This is a genomic window from Rhodococcus sp. T7, assembly GCF_009872365.1.
Classification (GTDB): domain Bacteria; phylum Actinomycetota; class Actinomycetes; order Mycobacteriales; family Mycobacteriaceae; genus Rhodococcus_F.
In genome coordinates this window covers 1-24,713 of the sequence record NZ_WXYH01000254.1, presented here as the reverse complement: position 1 = coordinate 24,713, position 24,713 = coordinate 1, and the positions used below count along the sequence as shown (strand labels likewise).

Annotated in this window: 24 protein-coding genes; 14 read left to right on the top strand and 10 right to left on the bottom strand. The window is 67.6% G+C overall.

Translation table 11 applies throughout. The features are described from left to right. Positions 1-109 precede the first annotated feature (109 nt). From MLGJGCBP_RS22175 to MLGJGCBP_RS22165, 3 genes are read right to left on the bottom strand one after another with little or no spacing between them, the layout of a single operon-like run. Positions 110-1,696: a GMC oxidoreductase gene (locus MLGJGCBP_RS22175; protein ID WP_160098023.1), complete on the bottom strand. Its 1,587-nt coding sequence runs from the start codon at positions 1,694-1,696 to the stop codon at positions 110-112. Beyond that, positions 1,693-3,480, bottom strand: coding sequence for a thiamine pyrophosphate-binding protein (locus MLGJGCBP_RS22170; RefSeq protein ID WP_160098022.1), 1,788 nt, complete (start codon positions 3,478-3,480; stop codon positions 1,693-1,695). Before MLGJGCBP_RS22170 ends, MLGJGCBP_RS22175 begins: the two co-directional genes overlap by 4 nt. A 32-nt stretch (positions 3,481-3,512) precedes the next feature. Further along, the gene (locus tag MLGJGCBP_RS22165) at positions 3,513-4,178 is read right to left on the bottom strand and encodes a ThuA domain-containing protein (protein WP_160098021.1); all 666 of its coding nucleotides are present in this window, start codon (positions 4,176-4,178) and stop codon (positions 3,513-3,515) included. Between the two features lie 209 nt (positions 4,179-4,387). On the opposite strand from MLGJGCBP_RS22165, the gene MLGJGCBP_RS22160 reads away from it, so the two are divergent. The 9 genes from MLGJGCBP_RS22160 (at position 4,388) to MLGJGCBP_RS22120 (ending at position 14,263) form a co-directional block, all read left to right on the top strand. Continuing rightward, positions 4,388-5,449 (top strand): LacI family DNA-binding transcriptional regulator, encoded by a 1,062-nt coding sequence (locus MLGJGCBP_RS22160; RefSeq protein WP_160098020.1) that lies wholly within the window; start codon positions 4,388-4,390, stop codon positions 5,447-5,449. A 43-nt stretch (positions 5,450-5,492) separates the two neighbouring features. Beyond that, positions 5,493-6,377, top strand: a complete 885-nt coding sequence (locus MLGJGCBP_RS22155; RefSeq protein ID WP_160098019.1) for an LLM class flavin-dependent oxidoreductase — start codon at positions 5,493-5,495, stop codon at positions 6,375-6,377. Positions 6,378-6,484: 107 nt separating this feature from the next. Continuing rightward, positions 6,485-8,674: a maltose alpha-D-glucosyltransferase gene (gene treS, locus MLGJGCBP_RS22150; RefSeq protein ID WP_087562018.1), complete on the top strand. Its 2,190-nt coding sequence runs from the start codon at positions 6,485-6,487 to the stop codon at positions 8,672-8,674. A gap of 73 nt (positions 8,675-8,747) precedes the next feature. Then, on the top strand, positions 8,748-9,491 hold the full coding sequence (locus tag MLGJGCBP_RS22145; RefSeq protein ID WP_087562019.1) for an SDR family oxidoreductase: 744 nt from the start codon (positions 8,748-8,750) through the stop codon (positions 9,489-9,491). A 10-nt stretch (positions 9,492-9,501) separates the two neighbouring features. Beyond that, positions 9,502-9,960, top strand: a complete 459-nt coding sequence (locus tag MLGJGCBP_RS22140) for an RrF2 family transcriptional regulator (protein WP_160098018.1) — start codon at positions 9,502-9,504, stop codon at positions 9,958-9,960. A 58-nt stretch (positions 9,961-10,018) separates the two neighbouring features. Continuing rightward, a complete protein-coding gene (locus MLGJGCBP_RS22135) occupies positions 10,019-10,672 on the top strand; it encodes a hypothetical protein (protein WP_160098017.1) in 654 nt (217 codons plus the stop codon). A gap of 146 nt (positions 10,673-10,818) precedes the next feature. Next, the gene (locus tag MLGJGCBP_RS22130; RefSeq protein WP_160098016.1) at positions 10,819-12,357 is read left to right on the top strand and encodes an arylsulfatase; all 1,539 of its coding nucleotides are present in this window, start codon (positions 10,819-10,821) and stop codon (positions 12,355-12,357) included. 5 nt (positions 12,358-12,362) lie between these two features. Beyond that, the gene (locus MLGJGCBP_RS22125) at positions 12,363-13,304 is read left to right on the top strand and encodes an HAD family hydrolase (protein WP_160098015.1); all 942 of its coding nucleotides are present in this window, start codon (positions 12,363-12,365) and stop codon (positions 13,302-13,304) included. A gap of 74 nt (positions 13,305-13,378) precedes the next feature. After that, a complete protein-coding gene (locus tag MLGJGCBP_RS22120; protein WP_236581265.1) occupies positions 13,379-14,263 on the top strand; it encodes a formylglycine-generating enzyme family protein in 885 nt (294 codons plus the stop codon). A 6-nt stretch (positions 14,264-14,269) separates the two neighbouring features. On the opposite strand, the gene MLGJGCBP_RS22115 is transcribed toward MLGJGCBP_RS22120, so the two are convergent. From MLGJGCBP_RS22115 to MLGJGCBP_RS22100, 4 genes are all read right to left on the bottom strand, one after another. Next, positions 14,270-14,617 carry a YidH family protein gene (locus tag MLGJGCBP_RS22115; protein ID WP_160098013.1) on the bottom strand — a complete coding sequence of 116 codons (348 nt, stop codon included), beginning with the start codon at positions 14,615-14,617 and terminating at the stop codon, positions 14,270-14,272. Beyond that, positions 14,614-16,101, bottom strand: coding sequence for a hypothetical protein (locus MLGJGCBP_RS22110; RefSeq protein WP_160098012.1), 1,488 nt, complete (start codon positions 16,099-16,101; stop codon positions 14,614-14,616). The genes MLGJGCBP_RS22115 and MLGJGCBP_RS22110 overlap by 4 nt, the downstream gene beginning before the upstream one ends. Before the next feature lie 128 nt (positions 16,102-16,229). After that, positions 16,230-17,600: an amidase gene (locus MLGJGCBP_RS22105; RefSeq protein ID WP_160098011.1), complete on the bottom strand. Its 1,371-nt coding sequence runs from the start codon at positions 17,598-17,600 to the stop codon at positions 16,230-16,232. A gap of 36 nt (positions 17,601-17,636) precedes the next feature. After that, positions 17,637-18,611, bottom strand: coding sequence for a D-2-hydroxyacid dehydrogenase (locus MLGJGCBP_RS22100; RefSeq protein WP_160098010.1), 975 nt, complete (start codon positions 18,609-18,611; stop codon positions 17,637-17,639). 80 nt (positions 18,612-18,691) lie between these two features. Between MLGJGCBP_RS22100 and MLGJGCBP_RS22095 the strand changes: the two genes are divergently transcribed. The 4 genes from MLGJGCBP_RS22095 to thpD are packed head-to-tail and all read left to right on the top strand — an operon-like array spanning position 18,692 to position 21,825. After that, complete coding sequence (locus tag MLGJGCBP_RS22095) at positions 18,692-19,435, top strand: maleate cis-trans isomerase family protein (protein WP_087562028.1); 744 nt, start codon at positions 18,692-18,694, stop codon at positions 19,433-19,435. Between the two features lie 34 nt (positions 19,436-19,469). Next, a complete protein-coding gene (locus MLGJGCBP_RS22090; RefSeq protein ID WP_087562034.1) occupies positions 19,470-20,210 on the top strand; it encodes a maleate cis-trans isomerase family protein in 741 nt (246 codons plus the stop codon). Next, positions 20,197-20,874 (top strand): GntR family transcriptional regulator, encoded by a 678-nt coding sequence (locus tag MLGJGCBP_RS22085; protein WP_087562029.1) that lies wholly within the window; start codon positions 20,197-20,199, stop codon positions 20,872-20,874. Before MLGJGCBP_RS22090 ends, MLGJGCBP_RS22085 begins: the two co-directional genes overlap by 14 nt. Positions 20,875-20,910: 36 nt before the next feature. Beyond that, entirely contained in the window at positions 20,911-21,825 is a 915-nt protein-coding gene (thpD, locus tag MLGJGCBP_RS22080) for an ectoine hydroxylase (protein ID WP_160098009.1), read from the top strand. A 41-nt stretch (positions 21,826-21,866) separates the two neighbouring features. On the opposite strand, the gene MLGJGCBP_RS22075 is transcribed toward thpD, so the two are convergent. Beyond that, positions 21,867-22,310, bottom strand: coding sequence for a MarR family winged helix-turn-helix transcriptional regulator (locus tag MLGJGCBP_RS22075; RefSeq protein WP_012691665.1), 444 nt, complete (start codon positions 22,308-22,310; stop codon positions 21,867-21,869). Positions 22,311-22,466: 156 nt separating this feature from the next. Between MLGJGCBP_RS22075 and MLGJGCBP_RS22070 the strand changes: the two genes are divergently transcribed. Continuing rightward, the gene (locus tag MLGJGCBP_RS22070; RefSeq protein ID WP_160098008.1) at positions 22,467-23,666 is read left to right on the top strand and encodes an MFS transporter; all 1,200 of its coding nucleotides are present in this window, start codon (positions 22,467-22,469) and stop codon (positions 23,664-23,666) included. Positions 23,667-23,744: 78 nt separating this feature from the next. On the opposite strand, the gene MLGJGCBP_RS22065 is transcribed toward MLGJGCBP_RS22070, so the two are convergent. Together MLGJGCBP_RS22065 and MLGJGCBP_RS22060 are read right to left on the bottom strand one after the other, a co-directional pair. Then, a complete protein-coding gene (locus tag MLGJGCBP_RS22065) occupies positions 23,745-24,521 on the bottom strand; it encodes an enoyl-CoA hydratase (RefSeq protein ID WP_160098007.1) in 777 nt (258 codons plus the stop codon). Further along, on the bottom strand, positions 24,518-24,713 hold a 196-nt coding region (locus MLGJGCBP_RS22060; protein ID WP_201453157.1), incomplete at its 5' end, for an enoyl-CoA hydratase/isomerase family protein. The genes MLGJGCBP_RS22060 and MLGJGCBP_RS22065, both read right to left, overlap by 4 nt.

Here is a 24,713-nt window from a genome sequence, read left to right as displayed (position 1 = left end):
GATGAACGATCTGTCGACAATAAACTAGACCTTGCAATGTTGTCGACAATCGATAGAGATACGCCCGTCGAGCGGGGCGCGACGCGGTCGGAATGGCCGCGGATCGAGGTTATTCTGCGGCGGACGCGATGTGGGGTGCGACCCGCAGCGCGTTGGCTGCGATGGTCAGCGCGGGGTTGAGCGCCGCCGACGACGGGAAGAACGACCCGTCCACCACCCACAGATTGTCGACGTCGTGACTTCGGCAGTGCGGGTCGAGGACACTCGCCGCCGGATCGGTGCCGGCGACCGCGGTTCCGCACATGTGCGAGTTCGTCGCGATCCCCATCCGTTCGGTGAGGATGATCGGATACCCCGCCCTACGGACCGCCGCGGAGACGCGGCGAACCAGTTCACGATGCGGCGCAGTGTTGTTGGGTGTCCAGTCGACGATGATCCGGTCGCCGTCGACCCGAACCCGGTTGCTGTGTGCCGGGAGATCCTCGGTGGTGAGGTAGATGTCGAGACTGCGATCCACCACCGCCTTCAGCGCCCACATCGGCGCCCAGGGCCGTGCCCCCTTCACGTGCGCAGCCTGCAGTTTGCCGAGCATCTGCAGATTGCCGAGCGGGTACTCGTTGTCGGGGCCCGCGACGTACCAGTCGTTGATTCCCAGCGTCTTCTGCCACGCGGTCGTGTTGGTCCGGAAGGGGTTCACGCCCATGAAGAACGTGCTGTTGTGCACCATGTAGTTCCGGCCCAGTAGTCCCGACGAGTTGCCGAGACCGTCCGGGTTCCGTTCGCCGCCCGACCGGAGCAGCAGCGCCGCGGTGTTGACCGCCCCCGCCGAGACCACGAACTGGTTGGCCGTGATCCGGATTTTGCGGCCACGGAACTCGGCCTCCGCAGCGACGATTCGAGTGCCCTTCGCGTCGGTGAGCAGACGCGTCACCTTGGCTTCGGTGAGCAGGCGGACCCGCTCCGATTCCAGGGCGGGGCGCAGCGCGCGGTTCTCCGCTTCACTCTTGTGGTCGGTCTGCGACGGGGTGCCGTCCGACGCCGTCGACTGCCGGCGATGCTCCTGCGTGGTCAGGTTCATGCCGTTCGGCGTGTGGAACGGGTGCAGACCCTGCTTGCGCAGCGAGGAGGCGAAACGCTCGATCGTCGGTTCGTGCGGCAGCGGGGGCAACGGATACGGAGACGACCGCGGGGGTTCGGTCGGATCCTCGCCGTCGACGCCGTGCACCTGGTAGAGACGCTCCGCCTCGGCGTAGAACGGTTCGAGGTCGGCGTAGCTGAACGGCCACTTCGGTGAGACGCCGTCGTAGTGCTGCGTCTCTTCGAAATCCGTGACGCGGAAGCGGGGAAGGCTGCCGCCGTAGAACTTCGTGTTGCCGCCCACCCAGTAGTACACACCGGGCTGGAACGGCTCACCGTTGCTGCCGTCGAACCACGGTTCGGCGGTCTTGTACCGGCCCTCGAGGAACATCTCCGCGGCCTGCGAATTCTCCACCTCACGGGGGAGGAACCGGCCGCGCTCGACGACCAGGACGTCGACGTCCCGATCCCGGAGCGCCCACGCCAGGGTCGAACCACCCATCCCGGACCCGACGACCACGACATCGGCCGTGACCGTGTCGGAGTCGCCCACCTCCACCACCGCGCCCTCGCGCAGCGGTGAATACGCGTCGATCTGATCGTGGCCCGAGGTTCTCACAGGTGCTGTTCCTTGGCTCGGGTCGCCCAGTACTCGTCCTGACGTTCGTCGTCGATGTACGCGGGGACGGGGAAGTCCCACCACCCGGGAACCCACGGTCCGGCGGCGTCGCGATCCGTCGGGATCTCGATCAGGGCAGGCGCTTTCGAGTCGAAGGCCTTCCGGTACGTGCTGTCGAGGTCGGCCGGGTCGTCCACCCGGAACGATTCGAGGCCGAACGACTGGCCGAGCGCCTTGAAGTCGGGGCTGTACGGGGTGCCGTCGGGGCGGTTGAATTCGGTGCCGATGTGCCGGCTGGTCTGTTTGCGCTGCCCACCCCGGATGGACATGTAGCCGGCGTTGTCCTGGACCACGAACACGACCGGAATGTCGTGCTGCACGCAGACACCGATCTCCTGCGACGTCATGAGGAAGTCGCCGTCACCCAGCACACACGCGACCTGACGGTCGGGGGCGGCGAGTTTGGCGCCGATCGCGGCGGGCACTGCCCAGCCCATCGACGAGAATCCGCCGGAGGTCAGGTGTGTGCGCGGGTGATACACCGGGAACGTCTGCTTCACGGCGCCCTGGGTGTTGCCGGAACCGGCGACGATGATGCCGTCCCGCTCCATCACCGACCGCAGGCCGCCGAGGGGGCGTTGCGAGGTGAACGGGAACCGGTCGGAGTCGCGACGGCCTGCGAGCTTGGCCTCCCACTCCGCCTTCAGTTGCTCGAGTTCGGCGAGGTATTCGGAGCGGTCGGCGCCGCTGCGGGGGAGGGAGGAGACGATCGCGGCGACGGTCGGCTTGGCGTCGGCGACGATGCCGACTTCGGCCGGGTAGTTCTTGCCGATTTCGTGCGGGTCGATGTCGATGTGGATGAGCTTGGCCGGCGGAATCGAGAACGTCACTCCCTGTGCGTAACTCGACGACGACCAGTCGGTGAACCGGCATCCGATGGAGATCACCACGTCGGCGCGGGAGGCGACGGCGTTGCCCACGATCGTTCCGGTCTGGCCGACGCTGCCGGCGAACAGTGCGTGGTCCTCGGGGAACGCGCCCTTGCCGTTCCACGTGGTGACCACGGGGATCTGCCACGCCTCGGCGAGAGCGAGCACTTCGTCGGCCGAGTCGGACGTGATGGCGCCGCCGCCGACGACGATCACCGGCCTACGCGAATCGCTGAGCACGTCGACGGCCTTGTCGATGGCCAGCGGGTCGGGCTGCTGCAGGCCGACCGGCAGCCGTCGCGCGAGGTCGTGCAGGGAGACGTCGGCGGCCTCGGCCTGCACATCCATCGGCACCTCGATGTGTGCCGGTCCCGGGCGGCCGGTGAGCATGGTGCTGAACGCGCGGTGCATGATGAACGGCAGTTCCTCCACCCGGGTGGCGACCCAGCTGCGCTTCGACACCGCGTCGGTGACCTGCGGAAATCCGTTGTCGGTGTGCCGCTCGAGTTCCTGGAGCAGACCGCGTCCGCGCATGTGGGTGGGCGGCCCGCCGGTAATACACAGCAGGCTCGTCGAGTCGCTGTACGCGGTCGCGAGACCGAGCACGGTGTTCGCGGCGCCCGCCCCGATCGACGCCACCGCGGCCATCGGCCTGCCGGACACCCGGTAGTAGCCGTCCGCGAGGTGCGTGGCGCTCTGCTCGTGGTAGACCTGGATGAACGGGATCTCGGATCCCTTCTCCAGGAACGCATCGGTGAGCGACCAGATGCCGTGGCCGGGAATGCCGGTGACGTATTCGACGCCGTACTGTTTCAGGACCTGGGCGACTACCTGCCCGCCGGTCAATTTCGCCATGATCGTTTCTCCTCGTGTCGTGATGGGTCGTGTCAGTGCGCTACGCGGGCGGCGTAGCGCAGTCCCTGCTTGGTCAGCCGGCGGACGTTCGGGTCGGACAGGTCGGCCGGGGTGTGGCCGATCGAGTGGTAGAAGACGCGGCCGGCGCCCCACTGCCGCACCCACGCCACCGGGCTGCGCAGCCCCTCCAGCCAGGGCAGGTGCTCGCCGCTGAACTCGGTTTCCGCGAGGACCCGGTTGTTCGGGTCGACGTGCATGTAGTACTGCTCGGACGCGACGACGAAGTCCTCGACACCCGCCGTCACCTCGTGCTCGCGGTCGGTGATGCTCACCTTGTACGGCTGCGGGAAAGCTTCTCCCGCAGGGTGTTCGACGAAGTCGCCGCCGAGGAGGAAGTGGTACTTCAGGCTCGCCCGGAACGCGGCGGCGGCCCCGTGCCACGCCGCGACCCCGGTTCCGGCGGCGACGGCGTCGAGCAGGTTCTTCTCCTGCGAATCGCTGAGGTCCTCGGTGGTGAGCGCGTTGTTCCAGCCGAGCACGATCAGGTCGTAGCCGGTGAGGTCGCGGTCGAGGGTGAAGATGTCCTGCGACTCCTCGACCTGGTAGTTCAGCTCGGAGAACAGTTCGCGTGCCCATGCGGCGATGTCGTACGGATGGTGGCCGGGCCAGCCGCCGTAGAGGTAGAGGACCTTGGTCATGAGTGCTCCCGGGGATGGTGAAACTGAAATGGTGAAACGATTGACTTATGATGGTGAATCGTATCACCGGATGGAGTGCTGTCAATGGGGGATGTCGAGGGGAGCGTCGAGCGCGCCCGGGCGCGGACTAGGATCGGTCTTCGCCATCGGTGCGCTTCGGTGCGCGGGCGGCCGGTTGTGGCCGATGAACGCCGACGAGGGAGTACCACGTGGTCACGATGAAAGACGTCGCCCGAACTGCCGGGGTGTCGGTCGCCTCCGTCTCCTACGCGTTCAGTAAATCGTCGAAGGTCTCTGCGGCACAACGGGAACGGATCTACTCGGTCGCGGCGGAACTCGGCTACGCCGGGCCGAACATCGCCGGGAGCAGCCTGCGGTCGGGGCGGATCGGCGCGGTCGGCGTGATCGTGCCCGATTCTCCCGTGCAAGCGCTGGAGGATCCGTCCGTGACCCTGCTGATGAAGGGCATCGCGGAGATCGGGAACTCCGCCGACATCGCTCTCACCCTGTTTCCGGCCTCCCGCGGTGGCGCCGCGGATTCACCGCCGAACTCGCTGGTCCTGCGTGGGCTCGTGGACGGCGTGGTCATCCACAACGTCCCGGACGGTCATCCCCTGGTCGAGGCGATCATCGCGCGCGGGATCCCGGCCGTCGTCGTCGATTCGCCGAGAGGCGCGGGACTGCCGTTCGTGGCCATCGACGACCGGAACGGCGCCTATCTCCAGATGGATCACATCCTGAAACTGGGCCACCGGCGCGTCGGGATCATCGTCGACAAACTCGGCCAGGACTCCGACTGCCGGATGGTCACGGCGGACGACGTCGGTGCGGCAACCGAGCGCAACGCACGCGAACGCCTGGCCGGCTATTTCGACGCGGCCCGCGACCATCACCTTCCGGTGGGGGAATTGTCCATCGTGGTGGCGGGCAACATCGACCGTGCCGCCGGCGCCGAGGCCACGCGGATCCTGCTCGCGTCCGCGCAACCTACCGCGCTCGTTGCGACGTCCGACGTGCACGCGGTGGCGGCGTGGCAGGTGCTGCGCGAGCGCGGGCTGTCGGTGCCGGACGACATGTCCGTCATCGGCTTCGACGACGCGCCCGTCGCAGAACTGCTCGGTCTCAGCACGATTCATCAACCGATCGTCGAGAAGGGGCGTGCGGCCGCGACGATCCTGCTCGATCGGCTGGGTGGCGGCACCCGCACCCGATCGTTGATGAAGACGTCACTGGTCGTTCGCGACAGCACCGCCCGGTTGCGGGAATCGTGACGATGCCCCGCGGCGGCCGGGCCTCATCGCGCATGATGGATCGATGACGACTGCGGTGCCGCGACTGGGCGTGACGTTCATCCCGACGATCGAACCCGAGCGGTTGAGGGATTTCGCGCGGGTGGCCGAGAGCAGTGGTCTCGACGAGATCTGGTTGTGGGAAGACTGTTTCAAGGAAAGTGGCGTCGCGTCGGCGGCCGCGGCGCTCGCGTGGACGGAACGAATCCACGTCGGTGTCGGGTTGATGCCCGTCCCGCTGCGCAACGTCGCGCTCACCGCGATGGAGATCGCCACGATGGCCCGGTTGTTTCCCGGCCGGGTGATCGCGGGTGTCGGGCACGGGGTGCAGGACTGGATGGAGCAGGCGGGTGCCCGGGCGGGGTCACCGATGACCCTGCTCGAGGAGTATTCGGTAGCGCTGCGGGCGCTGCTCGACGGCGAGTCGGTGAGCACGAGCGGGCGGTACGTTCGGCTCGACGACGTGAAACTGGACTGGCCCCCGGCCGAGCGGGTGCCGCTGATGCTCGAGGGCGAAGGTCCCAGGTCGATCCGCCTGGCGGCACGGCTGGGTGACGGCAACCTGCTCCCGTCCGCGGTCGGCGACGACGACGTCCGCCGGACCCGCGATCTGATCGCGGAGGAGATCGGCGCGGCCCGGGCCGCCTCGCATCATGTGGTCGTCCCGAAGATCGCCGCGACCGGCGACGGTGCGCAGCGACGGGTGGATGCGGAACTGGCGCGGTGGGAGAGACCGGCCGACGCGGGAATCGGGGTCGCCGGTGACGCGGCCACCATCGCCGCGGAGGTGCGCAGACTCGCCGATCTGGGTGCGACGTCCGTGGCGATCACACCGACCGAGGACGAACCGGATCTGCTGGGATTCGTCGAATTCGTCGGACGGGACGTCAAACCGCTGCTCGCCAGGTGATCGCGCGGTTCGATCTCCAACTCCGCATGCCGGGCGGTCGTTTCCGTGGGACGGTGGACGGGTAGCCGACCGGTGCGGCGGAGTCGACGAGATGACGACGGAGGACCATGAACCCCGAGATCCATCACGAGCCCAGCGAGATCAGCTACGACGAGCAGTTCTATCCGGCGCGTCCGCGGCCGTTGAAACCGTCGGTCCGCCGCGCGGCGAGGGTGGATGCGCAGTCGGGTGAGCCGGTGCCGGACAACCCGAAGTACGTGGAGTGGCTGATCAACCAGTCGATCCTGCACGATGCGAAGTTGATCGCGGAGCAGTTGTCCGGCAAGGGCAGCATGTGGCAGAACCCCTATGCCGACCCCGATCCGCGGGCCGCGGTGGAGCGGGGTTCGGTGTGGTTCACGGCGTACCCGATCTCGATCATCACCGCGCCGGGCGCGAGTTTCCTGAGTTCGCTCGGCGACGAGTCGCTGTGGCAGGCGTTCTCCGAGATCGGGGTGACGGCGGTGCACACGGGGCCGGTGAAGCAGGCCGGTGGGATCAAAGGGTGGCGGGCGACGCCCTCGGTGGACGGCCACTTCGACCGCATCAGCATGCAGATCGACTCGGCGTTCGGGACGGAGGAGGAGTTCCGCAAGCTCTGCGTCGTCGCCGCAGCGTACGACGGCATCGTCATCGACGACATCGTCCCCGGCCACACGGGTAAGGGCGCCGACTTCCGGCTCGCCGAGATGGCGCACGCCGACTACCCCGGCATCTATCACATGGTGGAGATCGAACAGCAGGACTGGCACCTGCTTCCCCGCGTGCCGGACGGCCGGGACGCGGTGAACATCGACGCCGACACCGAGGCGCAACTCGCCCGCGCCGGGTACATCATCGGGCAACTGCAGCGCGTCATCTTCTACGAACTCGGGGTGAAGGAGACCAACTGGAGTGTCACGCCCGCGGTGATGGGGGTGGACGGCGTCGAGCGCCGGTGGGTGTATCTGCACTATTTCAAGGCCGGGCAGCCGTCGATCAACTGGCTCGATCCGTCGTTCGCGGGCATGCGCCTCGTCATCGGCGACGCCTGCCATTCCATCGCCGACCTCGGCGCGGGCGCGCTCCGCCTGGACGCCAACGGTTTCCTCGGGGTGGAACGCCGCACCGAGGGGCTTCCCGGCTGGTCGGAGGGGCACCCGCTGTCGGAGGCGGCGAATCACCTGATCGCCAGCATTGTGCGGAAGATGGGCGGATTCACGTTCCAGGAGTTGAACCTCACCATCGACGACATCAAGGCGATGGGCACGACCGGCGCCGACCTGTCGTACGACTTCATCAATCGGCCCGCCTACCACCATGCGCTGGTCATGGGGAACACCGAATTCCTGCGGTTGACGATGAACCTCGCCCGCGATCACGGCGTCGACGCGGCGTCGCTCGTCCATGCTCTGCAGAACCACGACGAACTGACGTTCGAGCTGGTCCATTTCGCGACCCTGCACAAGGACGACGAATTCGACTACGGCGGCGAGTCCGTCACCGGGACCGACCTCGGTGACCGCATCCGCAAAGACCTGTGCGAGCGGCTCACCGGGCGGTGGGCGCCGTACAACCGCACGTTCACCACGAACGGGATCGCCTGCACGACAGCCAGTGTCATCACCGCCGCGCTGGGCATCCGCGACCTCGACCGGATGGACGATGCCGACATCGACACCGTCAAGCAGGCTCACCTGCTGCTGGCGATGTTCAACGCACTCCAGCCGGGAGTGTTCGCCCTGTCGGGCTGGGACCTGTGCGGTTTGCTTCCCGTGCCGTCTGAGGACGTCGCCGATCTCCTCGCGGAGGGGGACACCCGCTGGATCAACCGGGGTGCGCACGACCTGATGGGCGTCAACCCGGATGCCGAGCGGTCGGAGTCGGGCATTCCCCGTGGACGCAGTCTGTATGGGAGTCTGCCTGTGCAACTGCAGGATCCGACGTCGTTCGCGCGCAGGCTGGCCCGCATCATCGATATCCGGAACCGATTCGGCATCGCCACCGCCGTCCAACTCGACGTGCCGACCGTCTCCCACAAGGGGCTGCTCGTGATGGTTCACGAACTGGCGGACTCGAGTCTGGAGGTCACGGTCCTCAACTTCACGTCCGAGGAGATCGCCGCGACCGTCCAGTCGCAGTTCCTGCCTGCGGGCTCGCCTGCGGTCAACTTGTTCACCGACGAGCACATCGGCGCAGTGGACGAGCTGCACAGTTTCCCGATCACCCTCGCGCCGTACGAGGGCGTGCCCGTCATGGTGCGGCCGGAATCGGCGTGATGCGGGTCTTGACTCGGACAACACTTGTCGGAGTAAACTCGGACATGACTTATCCGAGTAAAGGAGACAAGACGTGAAGATCGTCATTTTCGGGAACGGACTGATCGGACGGCAGGTCGCGGCGAAGCTCGGCGAGGCCGGGCACGACGTCGTGGCCCTCGGCCGCGGCGACGGAATCGACACGACCACCGGCAAGGGTGTCGCAGAGGCCGTCGCGGGAGCCGACGCGGTGGTGGACCTGACCAATTCGCCGTCGTGGGCGGACGACGACGTCCTGGCGTTCTTCCGGGACTCGACGAAGCACATGCTCGCCGCCGAGGAGGCCGCAGGCGTCGGGCACCACGTGGTCTTGTCGATCGTCGGCGCCGACAGGCTTCCCGACTCCGGATACATGCGGGCCAAGGTCGCGCAGGAAGACGTGGTCAAGGCCGGTCCGGTGCCCTACTCGATCGTGCGGTCGACCCAGTTCTTCGAGTTCATCGCGGGCATCGCCGACGCCGGGACCGTCGGCGACACGGTGCACGCGACGCCGGCGCACCTGCAGCCCATCGCCTCGCGCGACGTCGTGACCCGGGTGGCGGAGGTCGCCGCCGGCGCCCCACTGAACGGCACCGTCGAGATCGCCGGTCCCGAGCCGCTGGGCATCGACGAACTGGTGCGCCGGCTGTTCGCGTCGACCGGCGACAAGCGGACCGTGAGGAGCGATCCCGCCGCCGGCTACTTCGGTGCGCAACTCGACGACGCGGCAATCACTCCGACACCCGGCGCCGGCGCCTGGATCGCCCCGACCACCCTGGACGAATGGCTTCGCAAATAGGGTTGTCAGCATGAAGATTTCCGGTGGTGTGGAGTGGTCGCTCCACTGCTGCGTCGTGCTCAGCCAGGCCGAGGGCCCGGTGCCCACCGCCCGGCTGGCCGACCTGCACGGGGTGTCGAAGTCCTATCTCGCCAAGCACCTGCAGTCGCTGGCCCGCGCCGGTCTCGTCCACCCGACCGAGGGCCGCGACGGCGGGTACGTCCTCACCCGCGCCCCCGGGGACATCACCGTGCTCGACGTCGTGCAGGCGGTCGACGGCGATGCGCCGGCGTTTCGGTGCACCGAGATCCGGCAGCAGGGGCTGCTCGCCGCGCCACCGGAACAATGCAAGACCCCCTGCGGCATCGCGAGGGTCATGGCCGACGCGGAGCGTGCATGGCGGAGCACGCTGTCGGGTGTGACGATCGCGGATCTGGCGGCCACGCTGGACGTCACCGTTCTCAAAGCGACGCTGGAGGCGTCCGGGTAGCGGCTCGATCCGCGGTCCCTGTTGCCCCGGAGCGCGACCTCGGCGAAGACTGAATCTCATGGCCGGCACACGTGGCGATGCCGAATACCACCGGCTGCGGACCCCACGGGCCGCAGCCGTGGCCGGTGTCCTCTTCGGCGTCCTGTTCGCCTCCAGCATCGTCCTGCTGCGCAGCGCACTGCCGGGCGCCGCGGGCACCCCGTGGGTGAGCCACCAGACGCAGATCACGACGGCCCTGATCCTCGCGCCCTTCGCGGGCATCGCGTTCCTGTGGTTCATCGGCGTCATTCGCGACCGGCTCGGAGATCTCGAAGACCGATTCTTCTCGACCGTCTTCCTGGGCAGTGGGCTGTTGTTCCTCGCGACGACATTCGTGTCGATGGCACTCGCCGGGGGAATGCTCGCCGTATCCCGGCTGCCCAGCGCCCCGCAGAACGACCTCGTCTACTTCGGTCGCGAGGTGATGCTGCACGTGAACAACGTCTACGGAGTTCGCATGGCCGGGGTGTTCATGATCTCGCTGGGGACCATCTGGTTGCGCACCGGGCTGATGCCGCGGTGGCTGGCCGTCGCGACGTACCTGCTGTCGCTCACGCTCCTGGTCGTCGTCAGCTTCAGTCTCTGGGTGACGCTGGTGTTTCCGGCGTGGGTGATGGTGATCAGTGTGTACATCCTGACCGTGGACCGACCGGCGTCTGTGCCACCGGACTGACGGCCGGTCGGCGGACCGAGGTCTCACCCGGTGCGGGTGATGTGGCCGGGACGTCCCGCGAGCATCGTCAGGACTGCGAGTCCCGGCTGTCGTGCGGGCGACGGCCGCAGGGAATCGCAGCCGACCGATGACGCGAGGAGAGCACGATGACGGACGCGAAACCCAACATCCTGGTCATCTGGGGCGACGACATCGGAATCACCAATCTCAGTTGCTACAGCGACGGACTGATGGGCTACCGCACACCGAACATCGACCGTATCGCGGACGAGGGCATGAGGTTCACCGACTCCTACGGCGAACAGAGCTGCACCGCGGGCCGGGCGGCGTTCATCACCGGGCAGAGCGTGTACCGGACCGGCATGAGCAAGGTGGGCATTCCCGGTGTCGACGTCGGGTTGTCGCCCGAAGACCCCACCATCGCCGAACTGCTCAAGCCCCTCGGATACGCGACCGGGCAGTTCGGGAAGAACCATCTCGGCGACCTGAACAAGTATCTGCCGACCGTGCACGGGTTCGACGAGTTCTTCGGCAACCTCTATCACCTCAACGCGGAGGAAGAACCCGAGCTCCCCGACTATCCCAGCGCGCACGACTATCCGAAACTGCACGAGGTGATGATGCCGCGCGGCGTCCTCCACTGCTGGGCCACCGAGGAAGACGGCGGCGAGGTCGATCCGCGGTACGGGCCGTTCGGGAAGCAGCGCATCGAGGACACCGGGCCGCTGAACAAGAAGCGCATGGAGACCATCGACGATGAGACGGTCTCCGCGGCAATCGACTTCATCACACGGCAGAAGGAAGCGGACACACCGTTCTTCGTGTGGATGAACACGACGCACATGCACCTGCGGACCCACACCAAACCGGAGAGTATCGGGCAGGCCGGGCACTGGCAGTCGCCGTACCACGACACCATGGTCGATCACGACAAGCACGTGGGCCAGTTGCTCGACGCGGTCGACGAACTCGGTCTCACCGAGAACACCATCGTCATCTACAGCACCGACAACGGCCCGCACGCGAACACGTGGCCGGACGGCGCGACCACCCCGTTCCGCAGCGAGAAGGACACCAACTGGGAGGGCGCGTTCCGGGTCCCCGAGGTGATCCGCTGGCCGGGAAGGATTCCCGCCGGCGTCGTATCCAACGAGATCGTTCAGCACCACGACTGGCTTCCGACGTTCCTCGCCGCCGCGGGTGCGCCCGAGGTCGTCGAGCAACTGAAGACCGGCCACGACGCCGGCGAGAAGACGTTCAAGGCGCACATCGACGGCTACAACCTCCTGCCGTACCTCACGGGTGAGGTCGAGACGTCGCCGCGCCGGGGAATGGTCTACTTCTCCGACGACGGCGACGTGCTGGGGATCCGTTTCGACAACTGGAAGATCGTGTTCATGGAGCAGCGGGCGCAGGGCACCCTCGGATTGTGGGCGGAGCCGTTCACGCCGCTACGGCTGCCGAAACTGTTCAACCTGCGCACCGACCCGTTCGAGCGTGCGGACATCACGTCGAACACCTACTGGGACTGGTTCCTCGACCACGACTACATCGCCATCTACGGAACGGTCATCACGACTCAATTCCTCGAGACGTTCAAGGAATTTCCTCCGAGGCAGGAGCCGGCGAGCTTCACGATCGACCATGCGGTGGCAAAGCTGCACGCCTTCCTGGCGAAGGACTGACCGGGATGGGCGCCGGACTGGGTGGTTCCTGGTCGGACGGATCGTCGCGGTCCGCGATCGAGGACTTCGTGGGACGGGTGACGGCCCCGGGACCGGACTTCGTCGAGCCGGCGGACCGGGTGGCCGTTTTCGACAACGACGGCACACTGTGGTGCGAGAAGCCGATGCCGATCCAGCTCGACTTCACCATCCGGCGGCTGGCGGAGATGGCCGCCGACGATCCCGAACTGCAGCAGACGCAGCCCTGGCAGGCCGCGCACGAGCACGACCTGAAATGGCTCGGCGCCGCGATCGTCAAGCACTATCACGGCGACGACGCGGATCTGAAACTGTTGATGGGTGCGATCACCCGGGCGTTCGACGAGATCAGCGTCGAGAACTACGACGCCCGGGTCACCGCGTTCTTCGATGGAGCGGACCATCCGACGCTCGATCGCCCGTACCGGGGCTGCGGATACGCACCGATGGTCGATCTCCTGCGCTACCTGGAGGCGAACGGATTCACGCTCTACATCGCGTCCGGCGGTGACCGGGACTTCATGCGCCCCATCGCCGGGCAGCTCTACGGGATACCGCCGGAACGGATCATCGGCAGTGCACTCGGCCTCACCTACCGCGCCGAGGAAGGCCGGACGGAGCTGCTCTACAAGGCGGCGATGGATTTCTTCGACGACGGACCGGAGAAACCGGTGCGGATCTGGAGCAGGATCGGTCGGCGGCCGATCCTGTCGGTCGGCAACTCCAACGGCGACCTGCCGATGCTCGCGTTCTCCGGGCGACCCGACCGCCCGGCCCTGCGGGTGCTGATCCTGCACGACGACGCCGACCGCGAATTCGACTACGTCGCGGGTGCCGAGCATGCCCTCGAAGAGGCACGAGCGAACGACTGGACCGTGGTAAGCATGAAGAACGATTGGACGAGCGTCTTCTCTCCGGCCGTCACCTGAGCAGTCGGAAGGGAGACTTCGTGGACACCGTGACCGTTTCCGACGTCCGTCGCATCCCCGCCCAGACGTTCACCATGGGCTCGGATCGGCACTATCCGGAAGAGGGTCCGGCGCATCGGGTGGCGGTCGACGCGTTCGCGATCGAGGCGCACCAGGTCACCAACGAACAGTTCGCGCGGTTCGTCCAAGACACCGGTTACGTCACGGTCGCCGAACGTCCGCTGGACCCCGACGACTTTCCGGGGGCGCCCGCGGAAAATCTGCAACCCGGATCGATGGTGTTCGTCCCCACCCGGGGACCGGTCGATCTCCGGCACCTGAGCCAGTGGTGGACCTGGACGGTCGGCGCGTCCTGGCAGCGACCCACCGGGCCGGCGTCGACGATCACCGGCCGTGAACGACATCCCGTCGTCCACGTCGCCCACGAGGACGCGGCTGCGTACGCACAGTGGGCCGGACGGTCCCTCCCCACCGAGGCGCAGTGGGAGGCGGCGGCGCGCGGCGGTCTCGACCAGGCCGAATTCACCTGGGGCGACGCCCCGGACGCCGGATCCCCGCCGCCGGCGAACTACTGGCACGGGGACTTCCCGTGGCGCGCCGACCCCGGGTACGGCACCACGACCGCCGTCGGAAGCTATCGGCCCAACGACTACGGACTGTTCGACATGGCGGGAAACGTGTGGGAGTGGACCGCCGACTGGTACGCCGAGCGGCACAGTGGTTCCGCGGAGTCGTGCTGTGCGCCACGCAATCCGCGTGGGCCCGGCATGTCGGAGAGCTTCGACCCGCGCCAACCCCAGTTCCGGGTTCCACGGAGGGTGATCAAGGGTGGATCGTTCCTCTGCGCCGACAGTTACTGCCGCCGGTACCGGCCCGCGGCGCGGCGGCCGCAGATGGTCGACACCGGGATGAGCCACATCGGATTCCGCTGCGTCGAGGCCGTGCCCGTATCAGAGTAGGCCGGGTCAGAGTAGGACCAGCACGGCGAGGAGCGCGAGCAGTGTGACGACGCTGGACGTGACGACGGCGGCGAACGTCGCCGGCGCGAATACCCCGGATTCGATCTGCCTGCTGATGACCCGGTAGCGGTAGGTGCCGTAGGCGGATACCAGCAGGCCCGCGGCGATCAGGATGAATCCGGCGGCAATGGCGTGGTCGCCGCGGTGCGGGGCGAACTTCGCCACCGCCACCCCGAGTGCGGCGACACTGATGCCGGTGCGGTGCCACGCGAGATAGGTGCGTTCGTTCGCGAGGTGGTCGCGTGCGGTGCTGCCCGTGTTCGGCTGGGTGGGGCCGAAGATGTCGCGACTCACGCGCCGCCGCCCAGGAACCCGATCTCCGACAGGCTCGACTGGAATCCGGAATCGACCGGGGACAGTCCGGAGATCCAGACGAGGACGCGGGTGGTGGGTGCGGGCGTCCGGGCGGCGATCCGGGTGACCCCGGGCGCGAGCGTGGCGGCGCCGAGCAACTGGGTGTGGCCGATGTTGGCCCATGCGGCGGGCGCGGTCCGGATCTCGACCCGGGTGCCCGGCGTGGGGGATTCGATCCAGACGGTCCGCAGATCGACGGGCTGCGGAAACGACACGATCAGGCCGACACCGCCCGTCGTCGGCGGCAGTTGTTGCGGGTAGCGGTCGGTGGCCCAGAACGTTGCCGGGTTCGCATCGACCGCGAGCGACGCCCTCGTCCCGTTGTCGGGGAAGTGCTGGGGTGAGTAGACGGCCGCGGACGACGGGATCAGCGGCGTCGGGTCGGGTTCCGGCGCGGGCGCGATCTCGCTGAGAGTGCTGTCCGCGACGGCCGCGGGCGGTGCGTCCGACGCGGTGAACGCGGTGCTGATCGCCCACCCGGCGGCGCCGAGCGCGACGACCACGGCGAGCGCGGCGCTCATCGCGGGAAGCGGCGCCCGCGGTCGGGCCGACCGCTCGTCGGTCTTCGGGCGGAGCTTCTTCCTCGGGGCGAACGCGGGAGCCGACCGAGCCCGCGCGTCGGACAGCATCCGGTCGAGGGCGTCGACCATCGCCTGCGCGGTGTCCATTCCGGGTTGGCGGGTGAGGGCGTTCACGGCGACGTCGGACAGCCGATGGGGAATTGTGGGCCGCACCCGATGCGGTGGGACGACGGAACCGTCACCCCGACGGCCGGCGGGGGGAAGTCCGGCCGGGAGGGTCTCGCCGGACTGCGGCAGCGGCCACGTGCCGAGCAACAGCGTGTACAGCAGCGCGCCGAGGCCGGCGACGTCGTCGGCCGTGCTGCTGTCGGCGAGGGTGGCGGGGAAGGCGAGGACCGCGAGTCCGTCACGGGAGATCCGCACCCGGTTGGGATGATCGAGTGAGATGCGGGCACCGAAATGGTGCGCGTCCGCGGTGGCGGCGGCGAGGTCGCGCACGATGCGCGCGGCGTCCAACGGCCGCGGAACCGTGCGCGCGATATCCGCGAGACGCCATCCGGGCGTCCATTCCGCGACCACGGCGATCCGGTCGCCGACCGCCGCGATGTCGTAGACCTGCGCGATCCGGCCCTCGTGGCTGAAGCTGGTCCCGGTGGTGTTCCGGCAGAACCGCTCCACCGGATCCGGACGGGTATCGGTGTCGCGGAGGTGCGCCGAGTCGACGAGGCTGAGCGAGACGTCCCTGCACAGTTCGGTGTCGTGCGCGTGCCACCACTGCACCCAGTCGGGTCCGGCGAATCGTCCGAGGAGTGTGTATCGAGTGGCGACGACCATGCCCGGGGCGAACGGATCCCGGTCCTGCGGCGAATGCGGCGGGACCCCGGACACCGGCATTGCTGTCATCTACTCTCCCCGACCCCGAAAACTTCTGTCAGGCAACTGCCACCCGGCCGCAGAGCAGACGTTCGCAGCACCGGGCCCAGTCCCGATCATCCTCGGATGCCGCGCGAATCGGGTGCTTTTCGGCCGACCTAGCCGAGGACGTGTTCCGCGTACCGTGCGACCGCGAGCACTAGGTCGTCCGAATGCCGGGGGCCGATGATCTGCAGGCCCACCGGAAGACCCGCCGCGGTGCGTCCGACCGGGATGCTGATCGCCGGTTGCTGCGTCAGGTTGAACGGGTACGTGAACGGCGTCCACTGCGGCCACCCGGTGAGGTCGCTGCCCGGCGGCACGTCGTAGCCCGCCTCGAAAGCCGGAATGGGGACGGTGGGTGTGAGCAGGACATTGTGCGTCAGATGGAATTTGCCCATCGTGATGCCGATGTCCGCGGCGACCGCGCGAGCGTCGAGATAGTCTACCGCGCTGAACTTCTCGCCCCGTTCCCACACCTTGCCGAGACCCGGGTCGACCTTGTCGCGTGCCCCGTCCGGGAAGTTCTTCAGCATGGCCGCGGCCCCGGCCGCCCACAACAGTTCGAAGGCGTCGATCGGATCGCCGAACCCGGGGTCGGCGGCGGTGACCGGCAGACCCGCGGCGTCGATCGCCTGCACCGCTCGGTCGACGATCGCCCGGACCTCCGGATCGACGGTCACGTAACCGAGCGTGGGGGAGTACGCGACGCCGAGTCCGACCACGTCGCGGCCGATCTCGCCGCGGAACGTCGTCGGGAACGGGGCCAGCGACGTCGGGTCGCGCGGGTCGGGCAGCGACAGGATGTCCATCAGCAGTGCCGCGTCCTCGACGGTGCGGGTGATCGGGCCTGCGTGCGCCAGCGGCCCGAACGGGCTCGCCGGGAACAGGGGGATCCGGCCGTGGGTGGGCTTGAAACCGACGACGCCGCAGAACGACGCGGGGATCCGCACACTGCCGCCGCCGTCGGTGCCGACGGAGCAGGGGCCGAGACCCGCCGCGACCGCCGCGGCACTGCCGCCCGAAGAACCACCGGCCGTCTTGGTCGGGTCGGCCGGGTTGCGGGTGATCCCGCACAGGGCGCTGTCGGTGACGGCCTTCCAGGCGATCTCGGGGGTCGTGGTCTTGCCGAGGAACACCATCCCGTCCTCGCGCAGGCGGGCGGCCACGGGACTGTCGACGTCCCACGGCTGGTCCTCGTCGACGGCCTGCGATCCGCGGAGCGTCGGCCAGCCGTCCGTCAGGAAGATGTCCTTGATGGAGATCGGGACGCCGTCGAGCAGTCCCTTGGAGTAGCCGGTGTTCCAGCGCTCCTCGGAATTCCGGGCCTGCGCGAGCGCCCGCTCCTCGTCGACGAGGCAATAGGAATTGATGGTGCGGTCGCGCTCGGTGATGGCGTCGAGCATCGCCTGCGTGGCTTCCACCGGCGAAAGTTCTCCGGACGAGTAGGCCGTGACCAGTTCGACGGCGGTCATGTCGGTGGGATTCATGAGAACTCCTTCAGCCTGGACGTTCGGGCCCTGTCATCATCGGCTCGGTACGTACCCGAGATGCTTGTCAACTACGTTCTCGAGCGGGTACCCCGTCACCCAGCGTTCGAAATTCTCGGTGAACACGGTGACGAGGTCGTCTCGCCAGCCGGCGAAGTCGCCCGAATTGTGGGGCGTGATCGACACGTTCGGCATCTCCCAGAGCGGATGGTCCGCGGGGAGTGGTTCCGTGTCGAACACGTCGAGCGCGGCGCCCGCGATCGTTCCCGCCCGCAGCGCGGCGACGAGGTCGTCGGTGCGCACGAGCTCACCCCGTCCCACATTGACGAACCGCGCGCCCGGCTTCATCGCGGCGAACGTCGTATCGCGGAACAGGTGGCGGGTCTGCTCGGTGAGCGGGGCCACCGCGATCACGTAATCGGCGACGGCGAGCTGATTCGGAAGGTCTTCCGTGGCGGTGACCGTCCCGAAGTCGGGATCGGCGTTGCGGGCGGTGCGACCCGATCCGCTGACCTTCATCCCCGCGGCGCGGAGAAGCCGGGCGATCGCGCGGCCGATGGGTCCGGTGCCGACGATCAGGGCGGTGCGGCCCGCGATCCGCTCGGATTCGCGGTGCTGCCACGTGTGGGACTGCTGCAGTCGGAGCGAACCCCGCAGATCCTTCGCGAACGAGAGGATCTGGGCGAGCACGTACTCGGCGATCGCGCCGTCGAACACGCCCCGGGAGTTGGTGATCGTGACGTCGCTGTCGCGGGCCTCGGGGAACATGACGGGATCGACGCCGGCCGCGGCGATGTGCAACCACTGCAGGGAACCGGCGGCATGCCACGCTCCGGGCACCGCGTCGGTGAGGAAGTCGTAGAGGAACAGCACGTCCGCGCCGTCGAGGGCGTCACTCAGCCCCGCCTTGCCGGTGTAGCGAACTTCGGCACGGGACGCGACCGGTGCCATGAGTTCGTCGCTCGGCAGAACGTGGGCATGTAGCACCGCGACGATCGGGTTCCGACTCACGTTGACACCGTAAGAGTAACTCGTATGATTGTCAACAATCTGATAATGCTCGGGCGCGGCCGAAACGAAGGTGAGGCCTGGTGTTGGAACTGAACATTCCCGAATTCGAAGGGCCGATCGCGCAACGGGGAATAGGCATCATCGCCCCGTTCGACCTGGCCCTCGAACGTGAACTCTGGCGTTGGGCTCCCCTCGAGGTGAGCCTGCATCTGGCGCGCACGCCGTACGAACCCGTGCCCGTCAGCCTGGAGATGGCCGAACTCGTATCCGAACGAAGACACCTCATGGCGGCGACGCGCGACGTCCTGCACGTCGAGCCGGAGGTCGTGGCCTATCTGTGCACGTCGGGAAGTTTCATCAAGGGCCTCGACTACGAGCGGACGCTGTGCGACGCGATCTGCGAGGCAGGCGCCCTGCACGCGGTCACCACGTCCGGGGCGCTGGTCGAGGCGATCGAACACCTCGAGCTCAGCCGGCTGTCGGTGATCACGCCGTACGACGCCCCGCTGACCGAACGGTTACACGCGTTCCTGAACGAGGCCGGCACCGAGGTGGTGCGCTCCGATCACCTCGGGCTCGGCGGCGGCATCTGGAAGGTCAACTACCGCACGATCGCCGAGCGGATCATCGCGGCGGACGACCCCCGGTCGGAGGCGATCTTCGTCAGCTGTACCAACCTGCCGACCTACGACATCATCGCCCCGATCGAGCAGGAACTCGGCAAACCGGTCCTCACCGCCAACCAACTCACGATCTGGGCCTGTCTGGGCCGGATGAAACTCCCCATGACAGGGCCCGGCAAGTGGCTCCGCAACGTCTTCTGACACACCCCCTCACGACACGAAAAGAGGAGAATGCATGACGAGCACGCCGACACCCACTGTGGGATTCATCTACCCGGATCACGCCGCCGAAGACGACTACCCTTTCGCCGCGGAGATGCTCGGAGTGGATCTGCCGGTCGTGCACATCTACGGCACCGACCTGCACGCCGTGCCCGAACTGCTCGACCTCGGCAGCCCGGAGAAACTCGCCGGCGGGGCCGCACTGCTCGCCGACGAGAAGCCGGACGCCGTCGTGTGGGCGTGCACGTCGGGCAGCTTCGTCTACGGCCCCGACGGCGCGAAGCAGCAGGCCGAGACGCTCGCCGCCGCCACCGGGGTGCCCACGTCCAGCACCAGTTTCGCGTTCGTCAACGCCCTGCACGCCCTGGGGATCACCCGGGTCGCGGTGGCCGCGAGCTACCCGGAGGACGTCGCGAAGCTGTTCGTCGAATTCCTCGCCGCCGCCGGCATCGAGGTGCTGTCGATGTCGAGCGCGGGAATCGACACCGCCGCCGAGGTCGGTCAGCTCAGCCCCGAATCCGTGGTGGAACTCGCGGTGGAAAACGACCACCCGGACGCCGAAGCCCTGCTCATCCCCGACACGGCCATGAGGACGCTGGGCGCGCTGAGTACTCTCGAGCAGCGCCTCGGCAAGCCGGTCCTCACGGCAAACCAGGTGACCATCTGGGAAGGCCTGCGTCTTGCGGGCCACACGGCGGTACAACCGTCGTTAGGAACCTTGTTCGAGAAAGGCCACAGTCATGGCTCTGACTGACCTGGAACCCGTCAGTCGTCAATCGACTGCCGAATTCATCGCGGACCGCCTGCGGGTCGCCATCATGAAGGGTGCCCTCGAACCGGGTGCACAGCTGGGCGAGGCGGAACTGGCCGCGCACTTCCAGGTCTCACGCGGACCCCTGCGCGAAGCCATGCAGAGGCTCGTGTCCGAGGGCATACTGCACAGCATCCGTCACCGTGGGATCTTCGTGACGGAACTGAGCCTCGACGACGTCGTCGACGTGTACCGCAGCCGGTCGGTCATCGAGCGCGGGGCCCTCGAGATGATTCTCGCCGACGGTCGCCGGGAAGCCACCTACCTGGCGCTCGAACCCACCGTCCTCGTGATGCAGGCCGCGGCCGAGCGTGGCGACGCCGCCGCCGTCTCGGACGCCGATCAGCAGTTCCACCAGATCCTGGTGGAGAGCGCGCAGAGCCCGCGGCTCATCCGCGCGGCGCGGACGCTGCTGATCGAGACCCGGATGTGCCTGGGTGCATTGCAGACCACCTACGACGACATCCGCGAGCAGGCGCAGGAACACGCGACCCTGCGCGAGGCGATCCGGTCGGGCACGGCAGGCGAGGTGCAGAAACTGCTCGCGGAACACCTGGACGACGCCGTCCAGCGGCTCCGCGCCGATCAGAAGACGCTGTCGTCATAGCGACAGTGCAGTAGAGGTAACTGCCGAGGAGGGGCAATGACTCAGGTAGCTGAGGTTCAGGGATCCACCAACAGTCACGATCGGTACCCCACTCGGATCGCCTCCGAGCCGTCGATGCTCCAACGGAACGAACCCGCCGTCTGGGGTAAACCCGCGGACGGTCCCTTCGACGCGGCCGCCTTCGCCGGACACGAGGCACGCGGCTTCACCATCGTCGACCACGTCCTGGGCGACGGCGAAGTGACGTCGTGCCGGGAGGAACTCGACCGGCTGTCCCGGGATCCGTCGATGCGCGACAGCGGTCGCGTCATCACCGAACGCGGCACCGACGAGGTTCGGTCCGTCTTCGACGTCCACCGGCGCAGTGACGTGGTGGCCGCGCTGATCCGCGACGGCCGGATTCTCGACCGCGCACGGCAACTTCTCGGCTCCGACGTCTACATCCACCAGAGCCGGATCAACTCCATGCCCGGTTTCAAGGGCACCGGTTTCTACTGGCACTCGGACTTCGAGACCTGGCACGCCGAGGACGGGCTCCCGGTGCCGCGGGCCGTCAGCTGCTCGATCACCCTCACCGAGAACTACCCGTTCAACGGGTCGCTGATGGTGATGCCCGGTTCGCACAAGCGGTTCGTCCAGTGCGTCGGCGCAACCCCCGACGACAACTACACGTCGTCTCTCGTCGAGCAGGAGGTCGGGGTTCCGCGCCGGGAGGACGTGACCCGGATGGCCGCGGAGTTCGGGATCGACCAGTTCACCGGTGCGGCGGGCACCGCGCTGTGGTTCGACTCCAACGTCATGCACGGGTCGGGCAACAACATCACGCCGTACCCGCGGTCGAATCTGTTTCTCGTGTTCAACAGTGTCGAGAACACGCTCGTCGCGCCGTTCGCCGCACCGCGACCGCGGCCGGAGTACATCGCGTCGCGCGACTTCACGCCGTTGTCCTGACGTGAGTGGCGCAGTGTGCCCCGGCACGCCGCGCCACTCACCTACGCCGGGAGCTCGTGCAGGGCGCGGGCGAGGTGGGCGAGTTCGGGAACCTCGGCGGCCCGGTCCAGCGCCGACTCCAGGGTGGCGTCGTGGGTGGGACGCGCCTCGTCCAGCGCCGCCCGGCCCGCGGGCGTGAGTTCGGTGTAGATGCCGCGACGGTCGTCGTCGCACAGGATCCGGGTGAGCAGCCCGCGGTTCTCCAGCCGGTTCACGAGCCGGGTGGTGGCACTGCTGCTCAGCGCGGCCGCGCGGGCGAGCTGCGCCATCCGCATGTGCCAGCCGTCCTGGCGGCTCAGTGCGTCGAGCACCGTGTACTCGACCACCGAGAGGTCGTGACCCCGCTGCAGGGCGCGTTCGAGTTCCGCCTCGAGCAGACCGTGCAGGGCCGCGAGCGTGCGCCATCCCTGCGACCGGATCTCGACGGCGTCGTCAGCGACTGCCATGGCCACCTCCTGTGGATACGAGTGCCGGGTCAGAATACCAGCTTGCGCACATATCAGGCGTGTGCAACTATTTATGGCGCGCTTGCAACTAATGCAGACGCAGTATTCGAGCTAGCGCTCTTATCTCTTCGAAGCTGTACGAAAGGAGTGGCTGCGATGCCACTGGGTCTGCTCGCCCTCGCAATGGGCGGCTTCGGGATCGGTCTCACCGAATTCGTAATCATGGGACTGCTGCCGGAGGTGTCGGCCGATTTTCAGGTGACCGAATCGGTGGCCGGCTACCTCATCTCCGGCTACGCCCTCTCTGTCGCCATCGGGGCCATCGTCATCACCGCAGCGGTCACCCGCTTCGACCGCAAAACAGTCCTCCAGGCGCTGATGGTGCTGTTCATCGGCGGCAACCTCCTGTCGGCGATCGCCCCGACCTACGAGGTCATGATGGGCGGACGCGTCCTCGCGGCCCTGTGCCACGGCGCGTTCTTCGGCATCGGGTCGGTTCTCGCCGCCGACCTCGTGCCCGCGAGCAAGCGGGCCGGCGCCATCGCGACGATGTTCGCCGGGCTCACCATCGCGAACGTTCTCGGTGTCCCGTTCGGCACGTTCCTCGGCCAGCAGTTCGGCTGGCGCTCCACGTTCTGGGCCATCACCGTCATCGGAGTCGTGGCGTTGATCGGCATCACCGCGCTGGTGCCGTCCGTGTCCCGTGCAGCGGACGCACCGGAACCTGCCAGTCTGCGCAGCGAACTGCGGGCCTTCCGGAACCCGCAGGTGTGGTTCTCGATCGCCGTCACCATCCTCGGATTCGGCGGCATGTTCGGTGCGTTCACCTACATCGCGTTCACCCTCACCGAGGTCGGCGGCTTCGCGTCGACCAGCGTCCCGTGGCTGCTCGTGCTCTTCGGCGGCGGCCTGTTCGTCGGCAACGTCCTCGGCGGACGCGCCGCCGACAAGGCGCTCACCCGAACCCTGACCACCGTTCTCGCCGTGCTCACCGTCGTGCTCGTCGTATTCGCCCTCACGGCCGGCAGCAAGCCGATGACGATCGTCGCCCTGTTCCTCATGGGACTCTTCGGATTCGCGACCGTCCCCGGACTGCAGATGCGCATCATGAACTACGCGGCGCAGGCGCCGACCATGGCATCCGGCGCCAACATCGCCGCCTTCAACGTCGGCAACGCACTCGGAGCCTGGCTCGGCGGCATCACCATCGCAGCGGGACTCGGCTTCACCTCCCCGATCTGGATGGGAGCGGCACTCACCGTGGCCGCGCTTGCCGTCCTCCTTGTCGCCACTGCAGTCGACCGTCGATCGAAAGCGCAGCCGGTAGAAGATGATTCGGCAGTCGTGCCGGTCTAGCGGCGGAGCCGCCCGGGGCGCAAACACGAACACCCCGCACCGAATGCTCGGTGCGGGGTGTTCGGGTCAGGCGGGGGACTACCGGTGGGTGAACTCCGGCGACCGCTTTTCGACGAACGCGGCCATGCCTTCCTTCTGGTCCTCGGTGGCGAAGGTCGAGTGGAAGACGCGTCGCTCGAAGCGAATTCCCTCGCTGAGGGTGGTCTCGAAGGACCGGTTGACCGCTTCCTTCGCCATCATCGCGACGGGCAGCGACATCTCGGCGACGGTGGTGGCCGTGTCCAGCGCTTCGTCGAACAGATCGGCGGCCGGGACGATGCGGGCGACGAGTCCGGCGCGTTCGGCCTCCACGGCGTCCATGTTCCGGCCCGTCAGGCACAGTTCCATCGCCTTGGCCTTACCGACGGCACGCGTGAGGCGCTGCGAGCCGCCGATGCCGGGGATGACACCGAGTTTGATCTCGGGCTGACCGAACTTGGCGGTGTCGGCGGCGAGGAGGATGTCACACATCATCGCCAGTTCGCATCCGCCGCCGAGGGCGTAGCCCGCCACGGCGGCAACGATGGGTTTACGGGCGGCGGCGATGCGGTCGCCGATGGAGAAGAAGTCGTCGAGGTACACGTCCATGTACGACTTGGTCTGCATCTCCTTGATGTCGGCGCCGGCGGCGAACGCCCGGTCGGACCCGGTGAGGAGGATCGCGCCGATGTCGCTGTCGCTGTCGAGTTCCTCGATTGCCGTGACGAGTTCGCGCAGCAGTTGGGAGTTCAACGCGTTCAGCGCTTTCGGGCGGTTGAGGGTGATGATCCCGACCCGGCCCTTGCGGTCGAGGAGGATGGTGTCGTAGTCGGTCATTGCTGATCTCCGGTTGTCGTAGGGGCCGTCAGGCCGAGTTCGAGGTCGCCGAGGGGTGCGAAGAACTGCGCGACGTCGGCGTCGGTCACGTCGTCGATCGTCGCGGGCGACCAGTGCGGGTTGCGGTCCTTGTCGACGACCTGCGCCCGGATCCCCTCGACCAGATCGGCCGAACCCAGGCACGCCACGGAC